Source organism: Pseudonocardia alaniniphila (genome assembly GCF_022524485.1).
Classification (GTDB): Bacteria; Actinomycetota; Actinomycetes; order Mycobacteriales; family Pseudonocardiaceae; genus Pseudonocardia; species Pseudonocardia alaniniphila.
In genome coordinates, this window is record NZ_JAKXMK010000008.1 from 54,830 (window position 1) to 77,021 (window position 22,192).

At 68.7% G+C, this 22,192-nt stretch carries 12 protein-coding genes; 8 read left to right on the plus strand and 4 right to left on the minus strand.

Going from position 1 to position 22,192, the window contains the following annotated elements; translation table 11 throughout:
• Nucleotides 1-21 precede the first annotated feature (21 nt).
• On the minus strand, nucleotides 22-513 hold the full coding sequence (locus MMF94_RS10220; protein WP_241036092.1) for a hypothetical protein: 492 nt from the start codon (nucleotides 511-513) through the stop codon (nucleotides 22-24).
• Between the two features lie 106 nt (nucleotides 514-619).
• On the opposite strand from MMF94_RS10220, the gene MMF94_RS10225 reads away from it, so the two are divergent.
• Genes MMF94_RS10225 through MMF94_RS10260 form a run of 8 tightly spaced genes read left to right on the plus strand, consistent with a single transcriptional unit; the run spans nucleotide 620 to nucleotide 8,064 of the window.
• Entirely contained in the window at nucleotides 620-907 is a 288-nt protein-coding gene (locus MMF94_RS10225; protein ID WP_241036093.1) for a hypothetical protein, read from the plus strand.
• Nucleotides 908-924: 17 nt separating this feature from the next.
• Nucleotides 925-1,359: a phage tail protein gene (locus tag MMF94_RS10230; RefSeq protein ID WP_241036094.1), complete on the plus strand. Its 435-nt coding sequence runs from the start codon at nucleotides 925-927 to the stop codon at nucleotides 1,357-1,359.
• A gap of 3 nt (nucleotides 1,360-1,362) precedes the next feature.
• On the plus strand, nucleotides 1,363-2,139 hold the full coding sequence (locus tag MMF94_RS10235; RefSeq protein ID WP_241036095.1) for a CIS tube protein: 777 nt from the start codon (nucleotides 1,363-1,365) through the stop codon (nucleotides 2,137-2,139).
• Nucleotides 2,136-4,004 carry a VgrG-related protein gene (locus tag MMF94_RS10240; RefSeq protein WP_241036096.1) on the plus strand — a complete coding sequence of 623 codons (1,869 nt, stop codon included), beginning with the start codon at nucleotides 2,136-2,138 and terminating at the stop codon, nucleotides 4,002-4,004. Before MMF94_RS10235 ends, MMF94_RS10240 begins: the two co-directional genes overlap by 4 nt.
• Before the next feature lie 31 nt (nucleotides 4,005-4,035).
• Nucleotides 4,036-4,446 (plus strand): GPW/gp25 family protein, encoded by a 411-nt coding sequence (locus MMF94_RS10245; RefSeq protein WP_241036097.1) that lies wholly within the window; start codon nucleotides 4,036-4,038, stop codon nucleotides 4,444-4,446.
• On the plus strand, nucleotides 4,446-6,398 hold the full coding sequence (locus MMF94_RS10250; protein ID WP_241036098.1) for a putative baseplate assembly protein: 1,953 nt from the start codon (nucleotides 4,446-4,448) through the stop codon (nucleotides 6,396-6,398). Before MMF94_RS10245 ends, MMF94_RS10250 begins: the two co-directional genes overlap by 1 nt.
• Nucleotides 6,395-6,958: a phage tail protein gene (locus MMF94_RS10255; RefSeq protein WP_241036099.1), complete on the plus strand. Its 564-nt coding sequence runs from the start codon at nucleotides 6,395-6,397 to the stop codon at nucleotides 6,956-6,958. Before MMF94_RS10250 ends, MMF94_RS10255 begins: the two co-directional genes overlap by 4 nt.
• Entirely contained in the window at nucleotides 6,955-8,064 is a 1,110-nt protein-coding gene (locus MMF94_RS10260) for an NADase-type glycan-binding domain-containing protein (RefSeq protein ID WP_241036100.1), read from the plus strand. Before MMF94_RS10255 ends, MMF94_RS10260 begins: the two co-directional genes overlap by 4 nt.
• Before the next feature lie 9 nt (nucleotides 8,065-8,073).
• Here MMF94_RS10260 and trxA read toward each other — a convergent pair whose 3' ends face one another.
• From trxA to MMF94_RS10275, 3 genes are all read right to left on the minus strand, one after another.
• Entirely contained in the window at nucleotides 8,074-8,520 is a 447-nt protein-coding gene (trxA, locus tag MMF94_RS10265; RefSeq protein WP_241036101.1) for a thioredoxin, read from the minus strand.
• Between the two features lie 122 nt (nucleotides 8,521-8,642).
• A complete protein-coding gene (locus MMF94_RS10270; RefSeq protein ID WP_241036102.1) occupies nucleotides 8,643-15,044 on the minus strand; it encodes an eCIS core domain-containing protein in 6,402 nt (2,133 codons plus the stop codon).
• Nucleotides 15,045-15,510: 466 nt separating this feature from the next.
• A complete protein-coding gene (locus MMF94_RS10275; protein ID WP_241036103.1) occupies nucleotides 15,511-21,903 on the minus strand; it encodes an eCIS core domain-containing protein in 6,393 nt (2,130 codons plus the stop codon).
• Nucleotides 21,904-22,192 lie beyond the last annotated feature (289 nt).

Below are 22,192 nucleotides of genomic sequence, written 5' to 3' on the forward strand. Positions count from 1 at the left end.
GCTGTCGGCGTCGACCGCGGTTCAACGGGCGATGGAGAACTCGACCACCTCCGAGTTGCCCGAAGGCTCGTCGACGGCTTCCCCACCGTCCCGGACGGAGCTGGCACCGTTGCGTGGCATCTCGGTGCTGGGCCTGGCCGAATCCTCGATGAGCGGGGCTCCGGATCCGGCACCGACGCCGGGCACGGTGGGATCGGCCGCACCGCAGGCCTCGCCGCCGGCGGTGCAGCTCCGGCGCCGCACCGGCACGTCGACCCCCACCGCATCCACCAACGCCGGTCCCACTCCGGCAGTAGGGACAGCAGCCACGCCGTCGGGCACCGGCACGGACTCGCCGCCGACGGGATCGGCGGCGGGCGGACTCCCACTGCCGGGCCTGCCGAACCCGCCCGGCGTGCTGCCCGGTTCCACCGCTCCCCAGGGGAGCGCCGCCGGGCCCGGCATTGCCGAGCCCGGCGGTGTGGCGCCGACCGCCGCAGTGCAGCGGTCCCCGGCGGCGGGAGCCTCGACCACGGAATCCGCGGCGGTAGCCCTGACACCGCGGAGCTACCCGGCCCCGCTGCCTGTTCCCGTCCCGAGCCGGAGACGAGATGAGGCCGCCACGGTGCAGCGGAGCGCCATGGGGATTTCGGCGGCCAACCGCTCGGCCGCACGGCCCTCCACCCCGTCGACGAGCAGTTCGAACGCGGCCGTTCAACGCCGGGCTCTGCCGGGCACAGCGCCACCGCCCCAGACCGAGCAGCAGCAACAGGGCGCGGCCCCGACGGGCCGCGCCCTGCCGTCCGCTGCCGCGAGTCGCCAGGAGCTGGACGAACTGGCTCGCCAGCTCATCGGCCCGCTCTCGCGTCTGCTGAAGGCAGAACTGCGGATGGACCGTGAACGCAACGGCCGGTTGCGTGACCACTAGTACCAGGAGAAGGACGAATGTCTGCACCTAAGGATCCCGGCTCGACAGTCTTCTATCGCCTGTCGATCGACGGGCTGGACCTCGGGCTGTTCAACACCTGCGAGGGATTTTCCGTGCAGGCGCCGGCAGAACAGCACGAAGAGGGCGGCAACAACTCCTTCACCTGGCATTTCGCGACGCGCCTCAACTACAGCAACATCCGGTTGTCCCGGCCGATCAACGAGGACTCGAACAAGGCCAACCAGTGGATGGAGGCCTCCGTGGCCGTCGGCTTCCTGCGACCGACCGCGGAGATCACCGCGCTGCGCCCCGACGGATCCGAGGTCTGCTCGTGGGGGCTCAACCAGGTGACACCCGTGAGTTGGGACGGGCCGCATTTCGACTCGTCCAGTCCAGGAGTGGCGACAGAGACCCTGGAACTCGCCTACCACGGCTTCACCGGACCGTTCTGACCCATGACCAGCGGCATTGGAAGCAAGCTCAAGAGCGCCGGGCAGAACATCGCGGGATCGGTGCCGGGCCTCGGCAGCTTCGCGGTCTCACACGCCTCGCTGTCGATCTTCCGCCCGCCCGCATCGGCGGGTGGCGCACTGGGCTCGAAGATCGCCGATGTCGACTTCGAGTACAACCCGGGCCAGGTACAGATGTCCCGGTCCGCCTCGTGGAGCGCACAGACGGCGGTGACCTTCGACCGCGGCCCCACGCCTGAGTTCCACGGCGCCCAGCCGGCCACGATGAACATCGAGGTCATCCTCGACGGAGGCACGTTCGGCGCGATCACCGGCGGTGACGTCGCGAAGAATGTCGACCTGCTGATGTCCTGCTGTGAGGTGGACCCACAGAGTGTGAACAGCAAGCGCCCGTCACCGCCGTGGGTCAAGCTGTCCTGGGGGTCGCTCAAGGCAGCCCAGTTCACGGCGATCATGACGAGCGTCAACGTGTCGTTCACGAGGTTCAGCCCCGACGGCACGCCCAACCGTGCGCGGTGCCAGCTGGCGCTCCAGGAGGTTCCTCAGCCGACCAAGGGCCAGAACCCGACATCCGGGGCGCTCAGCGCGAACCGGGTGCATTCGGTGGTGGTCGGGGATTCACTGGCGTCGCTGGCCTGGAACGAGTACGGCGACCCCACCGTGTGGCGGGCGATCGCGCGGGCGAACAACATCGATGATCCCATGCGGTTGAGACCGGGACGGGAACTCCTGCTGCCCGCCGCCGAGGAGGTGGGCGAATGAGCCAGAAGATCTACACCAACATTCTCCAGGTGAAGCTGAACGGCGCGAAAATGCCGGATCAGCTGGCGCAGCTGATGACGTCCGGCTGGACGGACAGCAGCATGAACCTTCCTTCCGCGTTCGAGCTCACCTTCTCCGACCCGTACAGCGACGTGACCAAGAACTTCCCGCAGCTGGCAATCGGGACGACCGTCGAGATGTCGGTCATCGCGGATGGCACGCAGTCGAAGAAGCCGCTGATCACCGGTGACATCACCGCGATGGAGGTGGACGCGGACCGGGCCGGCCGGACGCTCCGGGTCCGCGGCTACGACGCGGCCCACCGGCTGCAGAGGAACCGCCGGGTCGAGAGCTACAAGAAGATGACGGCCTCAGCGATCGTCCAGAAGATCGCGAAGACCAACAACGTGAAGACCGGCACGATCGACCCGACCAAGACCCAGTACGAGCAGGCGACCCAGCCCAACATCACCGACTGGGACTTCATGACCCGGCTGGCCATGGAGAACGACGTCTACGTGTACGTCGACCGCGACGGCAAGCTCCAGTTCACGAAGCGGCCGCCTGCGTCCGGCGCGCCACCTGACACCACCTCGTCGGAGAAAAGCCCCTTCGTGCTGGAGTTCGGAGCCAACGCGTTGCGCTGCCGCGTCGGGGTGACGTCGGCCGGCCAGGTGAACACGGCGGAAGTCCGCGGCTGGGACGAGAAGAACAAGACCGCGCTCACCAAGCAGTCGCCCGCAACGACGACCGACGGCGCGAAGATCGGCGTGACACCGGGCGAGGTCATCAAGAAGTTCGGACAGGCCACGATCACCGGAACGGACATCCCCTACACCACGCAGCCCGAGGTCACGACCGCGTCCAAGGGGCTCGCCGACGACGTCTCCAGTTCCTTCGCCGAGATGGAGGTGGCGGTCACCGGCACCCCGGAGCTCGGCCCCGGCGTCCCGGTGGCCCTCAAAGGCGCAGGTGAACCGTTCGAGGGCCAATACACCGTCACCGCGGCCCGGCACGTCTTCGAGACCGGGCAGCAGTACCTGACATGGGTGGAGGTGAGCGGCCGTCAGATCCGCAGCCTCTACGGGCTCGCCTCGGGAGCGGCGTCGACCACGCCGGTGATCCCCGGGCTGGCCAACGCGACCGTGACCAACACGCAGGACCCGGACAAGAAAGGACGGGTCAAGCTGAAATTCCCCTGGCTGTCAGACAAGTACGAGAGCGATTGGTGCCGGGTGGCCCAGCTCGGTGGTGTGGGCGGCGGAGGTTTGATGACGCCTGCGCCCGACGACGAAGTGCTGGTCGGATTCGACCGCGGCTCGCTGGAGCACCCCTACGTGATCGCCGGCCTCTACAACGGCAAGGACGAGCCCACCAAGGATCCCGATCGGATGGATCCGGTGGACACGGTCGGCAAGGTGAACTGGCGCAGCATCGCCTCCCGCGAGAAGCACATGATCGAGCTTCTCGACGCTCGGACGAGAGGCAAGATGGGGATCCGGATGCGCACCGGCGACGGTCTCCTCTCGATGTACCTCGACCAGACGAAGACCACGATCACTGTGGACAGCAAGGGTGCGGTGAGCATCACCGGGGCGCTGAACGTCAGCATCGAGGCGGGCGGCGACCTCGCTCTCAAGGGTGGTGGCGCGGTGACGATCGGCGCCGGTGGCGCGGTCAACATCACCGCTGGAGCCGAGATCGGACTGAACGCCACCGGCGTGCTCACCACCGAGTCGGTGGGCATCACGACCATCAAATCGGTCGGGCCGATCGCCATCGACGCAGGGAGTGCGGTGCAGGTCGGGGCCCCGGACATCACTCTTGTCGGCATCGTCACCGCGAACGGGGTGCCGGTCATATGAGCGGCGGACACGCGACAGCGGCGGTCCCAGCATGACCAGCCAGGCATTCATCGGTGCGGGCTGGGCGTTCCCCATGCACACCAAGGCCTCCGGCGGCATCTCTCTCGCCACGGGCGAGCGCGAGATCGAGGAAGCGATCAGGCTGATCCTCTCCACCGCGCCGGGAGAGCGACCCATGCGGCCGGAGTTCGGCTGTGGTGTGCACGACCTGGCCTTCGACCCGATGAACCCGACCACCGCCGGCCGCGTGCGGTTCGAGGTCATGACCGCACTCGACCGCTGGGAGCCGCGCATCGAGGTGCTCGACGTTGTCGTCACCGCCGACGAGGAGGACACGGCGACGCTCCTCATCGAGATCCAGTACGAGATCCGCGGCACGAACAACCCTCGCAACCTGGTCTTCCCGTACTACGTCATACCTCCCAACGAGAGCGACCTTTAATGCCCCTGCCCGCGCCGAACCTCGACGACCGCCGTTTCCAGCAGTTCGTGGACGACGCCAAGCGCTACATTCAGCAGCGCTGCCCCGAATGGTCCGACCACAACGTGTCCGACCCCGGGGTGACCCTGATCGAGGCCGTCGCCTACATGGCAGACCAGCTCGTGTACCGCCTGAACCGCGTACCGGACAAGAACTACCTGGCCTTCCTCGACCTGCTGGGAATCACCCTCTTCGCACCCGCAGCGGCGCGTGTCGACGTGACGTTCTGGCTGTCGGCCCCGCAGCCGGAGACCGTGGTGATCCCCCCGGGCACCGAGGTCAGCACGGATCGCTCCGACAACGACGCTCCGATCGGTTTCGTCACCGAGGAGGCGCTGCCCATCCCACCGTGCGAGCTGCAGCGGGTGGTGCGCCAGGTCTCCGGCGGCGCTCCGGAAGACCGGACGCAAGAGGTGCTGGGCGAGCGTGACGTGAGCGCGTTCTCCGCCGAGCCCCGCCCCGGCGACATGCTGCTGTTCGGGCTGTCCGTCGCGGTTCCGAACTGCGCGGTGGTGCTCGAACTGGACAGCCGGGTCGATGGCGTCGGCGTCGACCCGCGCCAGCCTCCGCTGCGCTGGGAGGCGCTCACCTCGCGCGGCTGGCGGCCGTGTGAGGTGGCCGAGGACGAGACCGGCGGTCTGAACCGCTACGGGCGCGTCATCCTGCACGTCCCGGACGGGCACACCCGCTCCCGGCTGGGGCAGGACGAGGCCGGGTGGCTGCGCTGTCAGGTCACCGAACCGAAAGTCGGACAGCCGTTCTACTCGGTGTCGCCCACCGTGCGCTCCGCGATGGCGTTCACCATCGGCGGCACGACACCCGCGGTGCATGCCGAGGACGTCAACAACGAGATCCTCGGCGAGTCCGAGGGTGTACCGGGCCAGCGCATGCAGCTGGCGAACCCCCCGGTGGTGATCGGCGAACCGTCCCTGGTGCTGGACGTGTCGGCCGACGAGGGGTGGCAGCGCTGGGAGGTGGTCGACAACTTCGCGGCCTCGAATTCCCGCTCGCCCCACGTTCGCCTCGACGCGACCACCGGCGAGATCATGTTCGGCCCCGCGGTCCGTGAGCCCGACGGCAGCATGCGCCAGTACGGGGCGGTGCCGCCCAAGGGCGCGGTCGTGCGCGCCACCCGTTACCGGTCGGGTGGTGGCCGCGACGGCAACGTCTCGCGCGGCACCGTCCGGGTCCTCAGCAGCTCCATCCCCTCGATCGCTCGCGTGGAGAACCGCGAGGGCGCCCGGGGCGGGCTCGACGGCGAGACGATCGACGAGGCCAAGGTCCGCGCACCGATCACCTTGCGCGCACAGGACCGGGCGGTGACCCCCCGGGACTACGAGGAGCTCACGCAGCGGGCCGCGCCCGAAGTCGCCCGGATCGCCTGCCCGACCGTGCGCGAGCCGGGCAACGAGAACGCGGTGCGGGTGCTGGTGGTCCCCCAGGCCGTGCCGGACGTGGGCGGGCGGCTCCGCTTCGAGCAGCTCGTCCCCGGCGACGAGCTCCTTGCGCGCATCACCCGCTATCTCGAGGACCGGCGCCCGCTCGGCGTGCGACTGTCCGTCGGACCGCCCTTCTACCAGGGCGTATCCGTGCAGGCGACGATGCACTCCTACCGCGGGGTCTCCTCACAGATGGTGCGGGCCGGCGCGTTGGACGCCTTGTACGAGTACCTGGATCCGCTGACCGGTGGCCCCCAGGGGAACGGATGGCCCTTCGGGCGTCCGCTCGCGGCCGGTGAGCTCTTCGCGGCGCTGCAACGGGTGCCGGGCGTTGAGCTCGTGGACGAGGTGCTGCTGTTCCCGTCCGACCCGCTGACGGGGCGGCGGGCCGACCAGACCGACAGGATCGATCTCGCGCCCGTGGCGCTGCTTTTCCCGTACGACCTTCGGGTGCGGGTGATCGGGGACCGATGAGAGCCAACGTCAACGACCCTCGCAGCCCGAACCCGCTGGCAGACCAGCTCCCCGCGGTCTACCAGGAGGACTCGTTCGGACTGCGTTTCGCGAGCGGCTTCGACGTGGTTCTCGGGCCGCTGATGATCGTGCTGGACTGCCTCGACGCCTATTTCTCCCCCTGGCTCGCGCCGGAGGACTTCCTCGACTGGCTGGGCCAGTGGATCGGCGCGGAGCTCGACGGAGACGAGCCGTTGGAGATCCGCCGGGAGGCCATTGCCAGTGCCGTGACCATGCACCGCAGGCGTGGCACCGCATTCGGTCTCGCCACCGCGGTGCGGCTGGCGATCGGGGTGACCCCGGAGATCATCGAGAGCGGCGGATCGGCGTGGTCGGCCCGCCCACTCGGCCCGTTCCCCGGCAGCCGGGAACCCGACCTACGGGTCATCGTCCGGGTACCGGACCCGAGCACCATCAACCGCGTCCGGCTCGACGCCGTGGTCGCGGCGGCCAGCCCCGCACACATGCCGTATGCCATCGACGTGATCGGCACCGGCGGAAATGACGTGTTGCCTGTATGAGCGACGAGAACAACCCCGCGCCCCGCTGCCCGAACTGTGGGAACGAGGGGCCCAGGAGCGGGAAATCGTTCTGTGAGGTGTGCGGCGACTTCGTCGACTGGGACGAGGTCAGCCGTGCCGAGCGCGCTGCCCGTCAGCCCAAGCCCAAGCCCGCGCCCGAGCCGCCTGCGCCACCGGCACCGGCCCCGGCACCCGCTCCGGCGGCGGCAGCAGCGCCGCCACCGGTGTCGACCACGGCCGGCTTCGACGACACGCCCGCCGACTCGGAGTCGAAGAAGTCGGACCTGCGGCGACGTGCGCGCCGGCTCCTCGTCCCGCTCTCGGGCCGGGAGGAGGACGAGGTGGTGCCGGTGCTGCCGGGGCGCCCCGAACCGCCTCGGCCCGAAGTGCGGCCCGTCGTGGCCAACGAGGAAAGCGGCATCGTCTGCTGGAACTGCGGTGTCGGCAACCGCGCCGACCGCAAGTTCTGCCGCAACTGCGGCGTCGACCTCAGCGCGGGTCCGCCTCCCGCGGCCCCCCGGAAACGCTCCTTCTGGCAGCGCGTCCGGCTGTGGTTCGCCCGGCTCAGCCGGGCACAGCTGATCGGTCTCGCGGCGCTCCTCGCGCTCGCGATCCTCGCCTACCCGGCTTTCCTGCTGGCCCAGCGCCTGCTCAACTCCGAAACCCTGCTCCCGCCCACGACGGTGGCTGCATCGGCCGCGGACACGAGCCATCCCCCGACCTCGGCCTTCGACGGAAACCAGAACAGCTGGTGGGGAACCGGCCAGACCGGTGACTCCGCGGGCCAGTACCTGCAGGCGAACTACAACCGGAGCATCAACCTGCGAGCGGTTCGCATCACTCCCGGCGTCTCCCCGCGCCCCCAGGACCGCTACAACGAGTACCGACCCGAACAGATCGACATGACGGTCCGGGACGCCCAGGGGAGGGAAACGCTGTTCCGCCTGCACCTGCAGGACGACGTCGTCCAGCAGATCTCGACACCGGTGGACAACGTCCGCCAGATCACCCTCACCCTGCGCAGCGCCTACCGGTCGCCGGGCCCTGACAACAAGCAGGTGGCCATCGCCGAGATCGAGTTCCTCGGAACGCAGAGCAACGGCTGACCGGGCGGGTCAGCCCTCCCCGCCGCTGCCGACACTGGCGTCCAGCCACTGGCGCAGGGCCGGCAGCGGGAGGGCCCCCGCCTGGCGGGCCACCACCTCGCCGCCACGCACGACCATCAGCGTCGGCACCGCCTGCACCCGGAACCGCTGCGCCAGCGCAGGCGCCGCGTCGACATCGACCTTGACCAGCTTGATGCTCCCGGCGCGCTCGGTGGCCAACTGCTCCAGCGCCGGACTCACCATCCGGCAGGGTCCGCACCAGGTGGCCCACATGTCGACCAGCACGGGTACTGCGGCGCGCTCGACGACCTCACCAAAGTCGTCGTCACCGGCGGCGGTGATCCACGGCAGCGAATTGTGGCAGTTGCCGCAGTGGGGCAGGCCGCTCGCTGCGGACGGCACACGGTTGGTCTTCCCGCAGTGCGGGCATTTGACCGTGGCGGTGGACGGGCCCATGCGACCTCCCGAATGTGTCGACACCCCACTGTGCCTGCAGCCGGGCACTGCGCGCACAGCAGGTCACCCGCCATTCGGACAACAAGCGGTGGAAAGACCGGCGTCGTCGTGGTGCCGGCGAGTCAGACACGGTCCTTCGGAGGGGGCGGCGGCGGCAGGAAGTACGCCTTGATCGTTCGCGCATTCCACGGCGCCGAGGTCGGAGCGTTCGACCGGGTCTCGTACCACAGGATCCGGCTCCGCTCGTTCACGACCTCGTTCACGGCCCGGTACTGGCGGGCCTCGGCCTGCCCCGGGCGCCTGACCTGCACGATGCACGCGGCGCCCTCGGGACCGCGGGCCAGGTCGTTCTGGATCGCGACGAGCGCGTCCGCCGCCTTGGGATACCTCGGAGTCGGGCCGTCCCACTCCAACTCGGCCTCCTCCGGCAGCTGGGTCTTCGCAACTTCCTTGGTGTCCGTGGTCGGCACGGAAATCGTGAACGGCACGACGCCGGAGTGCGTGATCGATGTCGTTCCGAGAGGGCCGGGATAGAAGGTGAAGTTGAACTTGACGTGCCCGCTCAGATGGGTCTGCGACTGCGTCACCTTCGCGTTGGTGATGAGCCGGCCGCCCGTCTGCGCCTCCGTGCCGACCCGCGTGCGGTGGGAGCTGCCGCCGGCGAACCGCACGCCACCGAGGCCCAGGCTCGCACCGATCTGGCCGATGAACTGGCTGAGCTTGGACACCCGCTCCCGCTCACGGAACCGGCTGGTGTTCTCCCCCACCCACGCGACGTCGGCTTTCGGTTCCACGCGCTCGAAGCCCTGCGCAACCACCTCGGCGGTGGCCTCGATCCGTGCGGGCCGGAGGCGGACCGAGAACTGGTGGCTCGTCAGCGGCCTGCCGATGGTCATGCCCGCCAGGCCGGCCCTCAGCTTCTCCAGACTGAAATCCTTGTGGACCATCGGGCCGTGGGTCTTCCACGCCGACCCGTAGATCTGCGGCCCCACGGCGTCGAGCAGATCGTAGAGCGAATGGACATCGGGCAGATCGCGAACGATGTGATCCGGCCTGAGACCCTTCTCCACGTCAGGCAGCCGCAGGGTGGGAGGTTCGCCTGCCTCGCCCTGCGGACCGTTCTCGACCTTGAGCGCGTCCTTGGTCTCGATCAGCACGGTGAAGGGCACCCGCGCGAGGCCCATCCGAGATCCGGTGATGCGTACCCGATCCTGCAGCATCACGTCCTTCGCCGCGGCGAGTTCCGCCAGTTGCGTCCGGGCCCGCCCGACCTGGGCCTCGTCGGCCCCGGGAGTGCCGCGGAGACGTTCGTGCGCCTTCTCGGCACCCTGAATCGACCTGTCGATGTTCTTCGGCGCGAACTGTTCTCCGGTGTAGGCCCCCGGGTCCTGCCTCATTCCGATGCGGAGACGGATGTTCTCGCTCTGCTCCGTCAACAGGCCGCGCAGTTCCTCCTGGCCAGCACGTGAGAGCCTGCCGCGGGACTGCTCCTTCGTGAGCTCGGCGATTCGCTGATCCTGCCGCTTGGACTGGGCGGAGAACTCCGGATTTATCGTGCTCGTCAGACTGCGCGCCCGATCGAACCGGAAATGAAGGAGGGCGACGCCTGTGAAGATGCTGCCCGGCACCTTCGACTTCGTGCCGACGCCCCTCTGGCGCGAGGTGAGATAGTCGGCCGTCAGGTCCTTCCCGCGCTCGTGCGTGGTGGTGAAGCCCGGCGTGATGGACGCTGACGGGGAGGGGTTGCCGGTCATCCCGCCGATCGCCTGGTAGGCGATGCGCGTCTCGGCACTGGGCCGTCCGTCGGCGGTGCCGCCGAGGACGAGGCCGCTGGTGGCTCCGCTGTTGAACTCGGCGGGGTCGCGCGTGTTCTCGACGTGCGACATCTCGCCCTCGACGCTGGCCGTGACGGTCACGCGGCCGTGCTTCCCCAGGTCGATGCGCAAGCCCTGCCCTGCCATCATCGACTTCAGCCTCGGCTTGAGGGTGATGGGGTTGAGCCCGTCGACGAGGACTGGCCGTACGGCGGCCCAGTTCTCGGGCGAGCCGAAGATCTCGCTCCCCTCGTGCGCCAGCTGCTCCACGATCAGGGCCGCTGACGGCTCGGGGCGTCGTACGGGCGACAGCCTCGACGCCGCCGCTCCGGCTTTCTGGGGGAAGAGTTCCAGCACGACATCTGTCGAGCCGAGCCTGCGTGAATTGGTGATCCGGGCGGGCTGGCGGTAGGCCGACTCATCCCTGGAGTTCGGCGGCTTCTTCGCAGGCTCCGAATCCTTCTTTGCAGGCGCCTCCGGGGCGTTCTTGGCAGGCTCGTCCTTCTTCTCGGACGCCGCAGGCTTCGACGTGTCCCGCGCCGGGAATGCGAACTGGCCCGGCATGGAGGCTGCGATGGTCGTGGCCCGACCACCCAGATTCATGTCGATCAGAAACCGGACCTCACCCTTGTAGAGCTCAGCCGGCTCGACGAGCTTCGTTCGCGCCACGAGGCCGCCGGCAGAGTCGACGCTACCTTCGGAGAAAATATCGACGGTTGCGCCGCCTGCCCCGGTGGACGTCACGTGCCCGGCCCCCGCAGACGCCGCAAGCTGAGTTCGGCCGGTGAAGCGCGTTCGACTCCCGCTCGACGTTCCGCTGCCGGCCGTCGAATCCGACCCGACTTCAAACTCGAACTTCTTGACGCTCTGCACGTGCTCGGTCATGTTCGCGCGGGCCCCGACGATGCTGACGGTTGCCGCCACCTCGCTCCCGTCGGCGGTCTTCGTCGACACCGAAGTGCCCACCCGGTGTCCATGGGTGAGCGCCGGGACGAGCGGCTGGATTGCGGCCCGGTCGAATATCGGAAGCACCTTCGCCTCGAACGTGTGCCAGTTGACACCGAGGTCTTTCTCGAGTTCCGCCTTCAGCGCGTTGACCACGGCCAGGTCGTTGTCGAGCCGCACGATCACGTCCGACGCCCCGATCTGGCCGTTCTTCGTGACCCGCGCGGGGGGACCTACCGCAAGGGGTGTGCGTGCCGGGGCGGGGGCGGCCGCGCCGCTGTTCCGGGCGCCCACTGCGTCGGCCTGCGCCTGCTCTGCCGTGGGCTCTTCTTCCGTCGATCCCGGGGCGAGCGACTCCTTGGTGTAGGACTTCGGCAGGGCGACGACGAACCGGACCGGGGCCTTCATGATGCGGCCAGGCACTTTTCCGGTCTCGGTGACCCGAAGGTCCACGGTGGCCTCACCGATGAAGACGACCATCGGCTTCTCGAACTTGCCGTTCGCGGTGTTCGCGATGGCCACCGCCTGGCGCATTCCGCCTCGCTGCCGCTGCCGTGCGCCGACGAGGAAGGAGGGCGAAAAGGACGTCTCCGCCGGGAGCGGCACCCGAGGGCCGCCCTGAATCTGTCCGCCGCCTCCGTAGTAGGAGCTCCTTTGGGCGTTCGCGCTCGTGGAGACGTCATTGAGCACGTTGAGCTCGGCCTTGGAACTCAGCTCCCGTACGTAAGACAGATCTTCGAGCTTCGCTGTACCCCACACCCATGCGGGGTCGTGCTGCGCGCGGATCAGCGGAGGGCTCTGCAAAGGCACCTTCCGGGTCATCGCCGGGATCGATGCCGCCAGCCGCTCGCGGCTGAAGGTTCCGAGGACGACCGGCTTGAGGTCCGCCCAGGAAGCGCCGAAGTACCCCTTCCCCCAGTCGGCGACTTCGTCGGCGACGAGGTTGTGTTCGCCCTCCTCTCCGGCGAGGACGTCGAGAATGACGACGTCGGCCGGCAGTCCTGTCCCCCCGCGGCCTTGATCTGCGCCGCCCACCAAGCCGTCTTCCGCTGTTCTGATCTTCGTGTTCGGCGCGAACACCGGCGCGGCCATGCTGTGTTTACGCGGTCCTCCGCCCGCACTCCACGCTCGCGGAGCCTCGGCGCCCTTGGATTCCAACTCCGCGGCATCGATGATGGCCCGAAAACCGATCATGGCGGTTGCCTGGGAGCCGACGCCGGAGTGGCGGAACGTCAGCATCGCCCTGCCGTCGAAGACCGCACCGGGAACCTTCATCTTGAGCGCGGTGCCGGTCCGGGCGGATGCCTGGTCGCCCTCCCGATTCTCGCGGCCGTACTCGCCGGCGGGAGTGACGGTGAGACTCCCGGTGACCGCGGTTTCCCCCAGTGGCGAGATCCCGATGGGAACCGTTATCTCCCCGCGCGTATTGCGGCCCTCGGACGAGGCTCGGCCCCGGCTGCTGTCGGATCCGACGTTGAACTCCGTCTCCTTGGTGGGGCGCCGATATGACATCCAGTTGGCCTCGGCGCCGATCCAGACACTCCCCAGGTTCTTCGAGAGAGGAACCTCGATGCCCTTGCCCACCATCATCGCCTTCAGATCCCGCTGCAGTGACGACATGGAGAGGTGCGCCAGGATGTCCTTTCGGACGGTGGGCCAGTCCGGGAGTCCGGAGCCCCAGGCTTCCAGCGACGTCCGATCGTCTTTCGTGCCGAACAGCGCCGACACTCCGGAAGCGCTCGGCTTCAGGCTCTTGTCGAGCGCGCGCACATCCGTGACGACGTCCATGCCGCCCAGCGCACGCGTTTCCTGCACCCGAGCGGGCGGCCAGAAGCTTGCCGCTGCCGCGTCCCCTGCCGGTGGCCGGGCCACCGTCGCCCCGATGGGTTTCGACCCGGTCTCCGGGACCTGACGTCGTGGTCCCACCCCCAGCCGACGAGGCCCCTTGACGTCGGAGAAGTCGAACTGCATCTGAATCTCGGTATAGAAGAGCTGCGCCTTGTCTTCCTTGGTCTTGGTGCGGGCGAAGCTCCGGCCACCACTCGAGACCGTCTCACCGGTGACGTTGTCCCGCAGCACTCTCGCACCGAGGCCGACACTCACGCCTTTCGGTGAGACCGTGCCGAGACCCTGGCCCTCACGCCGGTCCCGATTCTCCGACAGGCCGACACCCGTGGCGAACCTGTCGCCACCGGCCTCGAACTCGACCGTGGCGGTGCCTGTCGTCTTCGCTTGGTGCACGACCCGGGCCGACACCTTGATCTGACCCGTCCAGCCGCCGACGTCCAGCGGCACCGACAGGACGTCGCCACGGGTCATCGAGGACAGCATCGGCTGCAGGGCAGCAGCGCTCAGGGTGGCAGCCCACCTCTGCTCGGCGATCTGCAGATCACGCGGGCTCACAACGTTCTTCAGGGCGTTCGACAGAAAGTCGATGACGACGTTGTCGTCGAAGGCCACGCCCCCGTCGCTCGTACTAGGGTCGCGAGGCTCGCCGATCTTGAGGATCTGATCGTCGCCGCCCAGCGTGAGCCGATCCGCGACGGTCTTCGCCTCTTTCTCCGGCACGGCGGGAGGCGTGGGAACGTCCTTCTCCGGCACAGGGGGAGGCTGAGGAACGTCCTTCTCCGGCACCGCGGGGGGCTGAGGATCCTCTCTGAGGACTTCCTCGATCTCCGGGGTGGCCACCCTCGCAGGACCAGGACGACCAGGACGCAGCCGCGGCCCGAGCGGCAGACCCGGTCGTGTACGAACAGGTCGCAGCCACTCCAACGGCGAGAGAGCAGTTCTCCCGGAGACCTCGGACGGCGGCCGGGCCGCCGCGCCTGCGACGGGTTCGTCCTCCCGCTCGTCCGCGGCACTCGAACCGGAACCGGCCGGGAAGAATGTGGCGGGCGGCCCCCACCCGATCGGCTGGTCGGCAATGTCTGCCTCCGCCTCCGCGACCTCACCGGTCCCGCTGGGCCGGGACCCGGGCGGCACAGAGGGGCGGTCCCTGCGCCACCCGAGGATCTGGTCGGTGATGTCCGCCTGAGGCCGCGGACGCCAGCCCAGTCGCCGACGCCGTGCCTCGATGTCGGCCGCCGGTGTCGGCGCGGGGTCGGTGATGTCCGCCTGAGGCCGCGGACGCCAGCCCAATCGCTTACGCCGCGCCGCGACGTCGGCCGGCGTCGGCGCGCGCTGCACCACAACGCCAATACCGTCCGGGCCCGCCTCGACAGGGGGGTCACTGTCGGCAGCCCGCTGGATCGGCGACGTCGGGGCCGTCAGGGCCGCAGCGGTGGCCTCGGCCTCCCGCTCGAACCGATCACCCGGATCACTCACCCGCAACCCGGCACCGTTGTCGGTGCCGGCAACCGGCCCTCGCCGCTGCTGAACGACATGGGCGAGCTCATGCGCCAAGGTGTGCCGGTCGACCGGGCCGCCGAACACCACGTCATTCCCGGAGGTGTACGCACGCGCACCGATCGCCGCGGCGGAACTACTGGCGGCACCGCCGGTGTGCACCCTGACCTCCGAGAGATCCGCACCCAGCGGCCCCTCGAACTCCCGGCGCTGCTCCGCATCGAGCGGCCGGCCCGGCGAGGCCAGCACATCGTGCACAGCGGAACGCTGCACAGGAGCAGATACGTCCTGCCCGCTCGTGGCGGCCGCCGGATCGGAGCTCTCACCGGCGAGCGCGCGGGTGACGGCGGCATTCCCGGCCAGACTCTGCAGCGTCAGAACCGACCCCGGAGCCCCTCCGACGTCCCGGGGGCCCGCCACGCGCTGCACCGGCGATTCACCACGACGTGCCGCGGTGGTGCTTCTACGCCCGGTGCGGCCTGTTCGCACTGATGTTTCCCCTTGCTCACGGTGGCGCAGCGACTGCGTAATGGCATGATCTTTGTTGGAGCCGGCAGCGGCGCAGGAACGCAAAGATGTACGGGTCGAAAAATCCGCATGGCCGCATGCCGATCGCTCATGCTGGAGAAGGATTTGAACAGCCTTTCACCAGCTCTCCCCGATAAATGGGGATGATCTGGACATCGCGGCTGCTGAAAGCGGCGTGCGCGAGTGCCATGACTACTCGTAGTCGTCGCACCCTTGGGCAAGCCCCATGGAAAAGGAAACTCTCGCTACCCTCGATACGCCGACTCGTACGCTCCGCTTACGACGACAAATCCGGATACGTCTGACCCGTGCGCCGGAGTCCGGCCGGGCGAGCGTGGACCCCGGAACGGTGGCGGCTTCACCTGGGGACGTACGTGTCCTCGGCGGACATGGAGACCGTGACCGGGAGGGCGAAGCTCATCGTCGAGGACGACGCCCGCCCCCACAGCCCGTCCCGAAGCCCGGGATAGAAGGTCATGGCGAAGATGGCGTGGCCCTCGAAGCGCGCCTGCTGCTGGGTCACCTTGGAGTTGGAGACCAGCCGGCCACCGATCTGCACCTGCACGCCTTTTCGGTTGCGCCACGAGCCGCCACCGGAAAACGTCACGGGACCGATACCGAGCTGGCTGTTCGACTCATGCAGGTTCGAGCTGCGCTCCCGGCTTCGGAGTCGATCCGTACTCTCGGCCACGAGCGCGACGTCGGCCTTGGACTCGCGGAGGAAGTCGAGAAGCCAGCGGTTCTCGTCCTTCACCTGGGCGGTGAGCGTGATCCGCCCGGGCCTGAGGCCGTTGATCTCTGTGGTCTCCAGCGGGATACCTTGGGTCATCGCCGGCAGGTTCACCATGATCTGTTCCGCACTCAGCTCGCTCAGGATCGTGGAACGATACTTGCTCCACGAGTGCCCGTAGATCATGTCGCCGTAGACGTCGAGCATCTTCTCCACGGAACCGAAGTCGGGCATCGTGGTTATGTGATCGTGCTCGAGCGTCCCCTGGGCGGGCTTCCGGCCCTCATTCTCCGCACCAGCCCTCCCGGCACGCTTGTCGTACCGGGAGAAGCGCGCGTCCTCAGCGTTCTCGACCGAGTGAGCATCCGCGGTCTCGACCATTGCGGTGAAGCGCACCCTCGCCTCTGGCGTACGGGATGCACTCGCGGCAATCTGCTGGGCCTCGGCCCTGCGTCGATCGGTCCAGTTCTCCTGCGCCATCAGATCTTTCAGATCCTCGACTTTGTCGGCACGGTCCGCTCCAGCTCGCCTCTTCTCGTCGTCAGAGATTCCAGGCGTGGCCATTTTGTCGTCCAACGTACGGACCTCCTTGCCGATTTCGTCCCACCGTTCCTGCCGGGTCTTGAGGTACTCGGAGGAGGGCCCGCTCGGCGCCGGAGTGGCCGCAGCGCTCCCACTCGGCAGGTCGAACTCGAAGTGGAGTAGCGCCACGCCGTCATACACGCTGCCCGCGACCTTCGACTTGGTACCGACACCCGTCTGACGTATGCGGGTTTGCCCGCTCCCGCTGTCCGTCCCCCGCTCGTACGTATAGGTCTGGCCAGGCGTGATGGCGATTCTGGCGCCCGGCTGGGTCACAGTGCGGGTCAGCTGGGAAGCCTCGCGGTAGAAGACGCGCCTGTCCTCGTCCAGAGGCCCGTCCGCACCACCGCTGAGGACACGACCGCCTGCGATCCCGGTGTTGAACTCCACGGGCTCCCCGATGTGGGTGGCGTGTGCCATCTCCTCCACGCTGGCCGTGATGGTCACGCCGCCGTGTTCACCCAGGTCGATCTCCCAGCCACGGCCCGCCATCATCGACCGGAACCTCTGTTTGAGCTCGTCGATGTCGAGCTCCATCTCCAGGGCCGCCCGTGCGGCGTTCCACTTCTCGACAGACCCGAATATCCGCTCGGCGCGTGCGTCCAACTGCTTCAGAATGCCCGCCGCTGAGAGCTGCGCCGTCGGTTCTGCCGGCGCTGCTTCGGTCTGTGTCGCGGCTCCTGCTTCGGTCTGCGTCGCCGACGCACCGCCGGGTGGCCGCCCATGCGACAGAAGGTCCAGGACGACGTCGGTCTCGCCGAGGCGAAGCGAGTCCTTGATCCGGTCGGGCACGCTGAAGAGCTTCGACGGCCCTTCTTGCCCGGCCTCCTGGGGCATGTCGCGCGCCGGGAAGGCGAACTCGCCCGTCATCACCGCGTGCGTCTCGATCGGCTCCGCAGACCCGCCCATCTCTATCGCGATCGTGAAGGTGACGCTGCCCTCGAACAGCTGGGCCGGTTCGACGATCTTCGCCCTGTTCACCGTGCCGCCGGTGACATCCAGGGTGCTGCCAGAGGTGTCGTCGATGTTCACGGTGAAACCGAGGGGGTTGGCCGTCAGGGCGGCGCCCTGGGGTTGAGCGGCCACGCTCAGCGTCTGGTTCTGACCGATGTATCGGTTTCGGCGCACCGTCTGGGTTCCTCCGCCGGTCGTCGAGTCCGAGCCGACCTCGAACTCGAACTTCGACACGGAGTCCGTGTGCTTGGTCATCGTGGCCTGCGCGCCCACGATGGCGACATCCGCCGTGACGTCGCGCGCCCCGGCCGCCGCAGCAGGTACGCGCACCGACGTGCCCCACCGCCGTCCGTGGGTGAGCGCCGGGATCAGCGGCTGGACGACGGCCCGGTCGAACACCGGGAGCAGTTTCGCCTGGGCGACCTCCCAACGGTCACCGAACCTGTCGCCGATCGCTGCGCGGACCGCGTTGATCACGGCCATGTCGTTGCCGAGCTGGACCACCACGTCCGAGAACCCGATCTGGTGGCTGGATCGCACCCTCAGGGGTCCCACACCACCTCCGGCGGCCGGGGCGGCCGGCGGCGCCGCGGCGATCTCGGTTGCCGAGACCGCGGGCTCCTCGGACCGCCCGGCAGTGCTGTCCGCACCGACCACGTGCTCCTCGGTGTGCGAGTGGGGCAGGGCCACCAGGAACTGGAGCTGGGTCTGCGGACCGGCGACCGGCGCGTCTTCACTGTGGATGAGCATGAGCGTCACCGATGCCGTGCCGAGGAACACGTGCATCGGGGCGTTGGGCCTCGCGAACTTGCCGCTGGCGATGCTGCCGAAGGCCCGTGTCGCGCGGGTTCCTCGTTGCCACCGCCTCCGGGCGCCGACGGTGGGTGCGGGAGCGTCCACCGTGACGTTCGGCGTCGGCGTTCGAATCGTGGCGGCGCCTCCGACCTCGAACCCCACACCCTTGTAGGAGTTGTGCCGGTCGCCCGAGCTCGTACTGATGTCATTGAGCACGTTGAGCTCGGCCTTCGGACTGAGCTCCCGTACGTACTCCAGATCCTGCAGCGCCGCGGTGGCCGACACCCACGCCTCCCCGTACGGGGGTTTGAGGGGGTTCAGCTGCCGGGGGGTGGGCACCTGAGGAATCGGCAGAATCAACGGCGGGCTCTGCAGCGGCACTCCCCGCGACATCGCCGCGATCGACGACGCCAGACGCTCGCGGCTGAACGTGCCGAGAACGGTCGCCTCGAGGTTCGCCCACGAACGGCCGAGCTGCTCTTCCCCGAACCGGCCGGCCGTGTCGGCCACCGGATTGTGTTCGCCGCCTTCTCCGGCAAGGACGTCGAGGATGACCGCGGTGGAAGGCAGCCCTCCTCCGTTCCTCGGCCCGCCCCCGCCCAGGATCTCCGTGCTCGCCCGCCGGATCTTCTCTTCAGGTGTGAACGTCGGCGCGGTCAAGCGTTGCCGGAGCCCCTTCGCCACGAACTCTTGCGGGTCCTTGCTTCCCGGATCGATCGCCTCCGCAGCATCGACGATCGCTTGGAAACCGATCCTCGCCTCTCCCAGGGTCGGCTGTCCGGGCTGCCCGGGTCTGCGGACCTTGAACGACAGCTTCGCCACACCGTCGAAAACCGCGCCGGGAACCTTCATCTTCATTCCGACGCCGGAACGCGCGGAGCCCTGTGCGCTCTCCCTGCCGTCCCACCCGTACTCAGCGAGGGGAGTGAAGGTCAAGGATCCCGTCGCCACGCCGCCACCCAGACCGGACAGTCCAATGGGGGCAGTGAACTCCCCACGCTCATTGCTGCCCTCGCTCGACGTCGTGGAGCTACTGGTGTCCGTACCGACGTTGAACTCCGTCTCCTTTGTGGTGTGATGGTGTGACATCGAGACGATCTGGGCGCCGATCCGGATGCTGCCGAGCTCTTTCGGCAGCGGGAACGCAACACCGTCTCCCACCATCATCGCTTTCAGATCCCGCTGCAGCGACGTGATGCTGACGAACGACAGGATGCCCTTGTGCACCGCCGGCCAGTCCGTTCCGAACAATGCCCGGCCGTTGTCCTCGATGGAGCGCAACAACCCCGGCACCCCGGCGCTGCTGAACGTCCCCCTGTCGGTGAGCGCATGCACGTCGTTGACGACGTCCGTGCCCCCCAGCGCGAGGGTCTGCTGCACCCGCTGCGGCGGGAGCAAGCGCCTTGCGGGTCCGACCCCCTCGGAAACCGGTGTGGCGAGATCCGCGGAAATTGCGTCGATCGTCTTAGACTCATACTGTTCTTTGCCGCTCGCCACCCGCTGTCGAGAGCCCACCACATAAAACGAACGCGGACCCTGAAGCTCGGAGAAGTCGAACTTCAGCTGGATCCGGCCGTCCAGAATTGTGGCCTTTTCCTTGGTCTTCGTGCGAGCGAAAGCCCGGCCGGTACGCGCCGTCGTGCCACTCGAGAATTTGTCCTGCAACACTCGTCCGGTGGGGGTCACGCCCAGGGTCGGCCCGCCCTCGATAATCGGGATGGTGCCGCCGAATTGGCCCTGGAGTCTCTCCCGCGACTCCGAGAGCTCGCTTGTCGAGCTGAACCGGTCACCACCCGCCTCGAACTCGACCGTCTTCGGTCCGAGCGGCGCGACCGACATGATGCGGGCGGACACCGTGATCGGACCGGACCAGCCGCCGACGTCCATCGGTACGGTCACCGAGTCGCCTCGCGTCATCGCGGAAAGCCTCGGCTGCAGGGCACCGAGGCCCAGGGTGTCCACCCATTGCGCCTTGGCTTCCTCCATGTCACCGGCGCTCAACGTGAAAGGCAGAGCGCTGAGGAGGCGATCGATGACCACGTCCTCACCACCTTGAATGGTGATGACCCGGTCGCCACCGCTCAACCAGCCCTCGGCGATGCGCCCAGGCAGACTCGGGGCCGGAGGCCGGGCCGGGGTGCTACCGGCCTGCGCCGGGACCTCCTTGGTGGGGACCCCCTGTTCCTTCACCGCCGCTTTCGGCTCTGTCGCCACCTTCGTCGCCATGGATGCCGGCCGCGAGCGCGGCACCTCGCGGATCTCGGGGCTCGCGGGCTCCGGCGCGACACTTCCGGCCGAACCCTCTCCCGCGGGTTCGCTCGGCCGGAAGCGCTCGGCATCCGACGGCGAAACCTCCGGGATGGGCGGGAGCGGCCGGGGCCGGCCACCCCCGTCGGCCTCGTTCGGCACCCCGCCGCCAACGCTGGGTGCCGCATTCTCGACGCGCGCGGTGTCACGCGTGGCCACGTCTGCGCCCGCACCGCCCGAGGCCGGAGCCGCACTGGGAGGGAAAAGGTACCGACGCCGGCCGAGTCGCCGACGCTGATCCTCGACCTCCTGCGCCGTTCGACCGAGCGGGTCACGCGGCTCGACGTCATCGCGCCAGGACGAGACCCTCGCCTGTCGCGCGGCGTCGTCCTCGATCGAGGAGGACCCCGCCGCTGCCTCGGTGATATCGGCCTCGTCGACCGACCCCCGTACGGCCTCGATCGAGGAGCGCCCCGACTCCGACGTCTCCCCGGGAGAGGGCGGCTCCGCCGTCCCCGCACCGCCCGAGGCCGGCGTCTCGACGGGAGGGAGAAGCTGCCGCCGCCAGCCGAGTCGCCGACGCTGATCCTCGACGTCCTGCAGCGTCCGACCGAGCGGGTCACGCGGCTCGATCTCGTTGCGCCACACCGAGATACTCGCCAGCAGGTCCGCTTCCGCCTCGGCATCGGCCTCCTCGATCGATCCGCGCACGGTGTCGATCGACGAGCGCCCCGACTCCGACATCGCCCCCGGAGGCTCCGCCTCGGCGATCGGCACTTCCGGAGTCTCCGCAGCCGAGGCGGACGCCGTGGCGGGAGGGAGAAGGTGCCGCTGCCAGCCACGTCGCCGTCGCTGCTCATCGACCTGTTCGAGCGTCCGACCGAGCGGGTCACGCGACTCAACCGCGTTGCGCCACGCGGAGAGCCTCGCTTGCCGCTCCGTTTCGGTCTCCGACGCCGCCTCGGTGATGTCGGCCTCCTCGACCGACCCACGCGTGGACTCGACGGAAGAGGCTGCACGTTGCACCGCGACACCGCCCGCGGAGCCCATCTCGGCCGCAGGACCACCGCCGGCGACCCGCTGGACCGGCGACGCGTGCGACACCAGGGCGTCCGCGGTGGCCTCGGCCTCCTGCTCGAACCGATCACCCGGATCACTCACCCGCAACCCGTCGCCGTAGTCGGTGCCGGTAACCGGCCCCTGCCGCTGCTGAACGACATGGGCGAGCTCATGCGCCAAGGTGTGCCGGTCGACCGGACCGCCGAACACAACATGATCACCCGCCGTGAAGGCCTGCGCATCGACCGCGGCCGCCGCCGAACTGCTCGCGGTATCGCCACTGTGCACCCGGACACTCGAGAGATCGGCACCCAACGGTCCCTCGAACTCCCGGCGCTGCTCCGCATCGAGCGGCCGGCCCGGCGAGGCCAGCACATCGTGCACAGCGGAACGCTGCACAGGAGCAGATACGTCCTGCCCGCTGGTGGCGGCCCCCTGATCGGAGCTCACCGTTCGCTGCTCACCAGCCACTACCCGGGTGACGCCGGCATTTCCCGCCAGCCGCTGCAGCCTCAGAACCATCTCCGGAGCCGCGCCGACCTCCCGCGGAGCTCCCACTCGCCGAACCGATTGATCCCGATTCGTCGCTGTGGTGCTTTTGTGTCCGGTGCGACCTGTTCGCACTGAGATCCCCTTGCTCACGGTGACACAGCGACTGCGTAATGAGACGATC

Bases quoted from the DNA above. Each gene is read 5' to 3' on its own strand.
- MMF94_RS10225 (WP_241036093.1), top strand. From the start codon at position 620: ATGGGGATTTCGGCGGCCAACCGCTCGGCCGCACGGCCCTCCACCCCG.
- MMF94_RS10230 (WP_241036094.1), top strand. From the start codon at position 925: ATGTCTGCACCTAAGGATCCCGGCTCGACAGTCTTCTATCGCCTGTCG.
- MMF94_RS10235 (WP_241036095.1), top strand. From the start codon at position 1,363: ATGACCAGCGGCATTGGAAGCAAGCTCAAGAGCGCCGGGCAGAACATC.
- MMF94_RS10240 (WP_241036096.1), top strand. From the start codon at position 2,136: ATGAGCCAGAAGATCTACACCAACATTCTCCAGGTGAAGCTGAACGGC.
- MMF94_RS10245 (WP_241036097.1), top strand. From the start codon at position 4,036: ATGACCAGCCAGGCATTCATCGGTGCGGGCTGGGCGTTCCCCATGCAC.
- MMF94_RS10250 (WP_241036098.1), top strand. From the start codon at position 4,446: ATGCCCCTGCCCGCGCCGAACCTCGACGACCGCCGTTTCCAGCAGTTC.
- MMF94_RS10255 (WP_241036099.1), top strand. From the start codon at position 6,395: ATGAGAGCCAACGTCAACGACCCTCGCAGCCCGAACCCGCTGGCAGAC.
- MMF94_RS10260 (WP_241036100.1), top strand. From the start codon at position 6,955: ATGAGCGACGAGAACAACCCCGCGCCCCGCTGCCCGAACTGTGGGAAC.
- trxA (WP_241036101.1), bottom strand. From the start codon at position 8,520: ATGGGCCCGTCCACCGCCACGGTCAAATGCCCGCACTGCGGGAAGACC.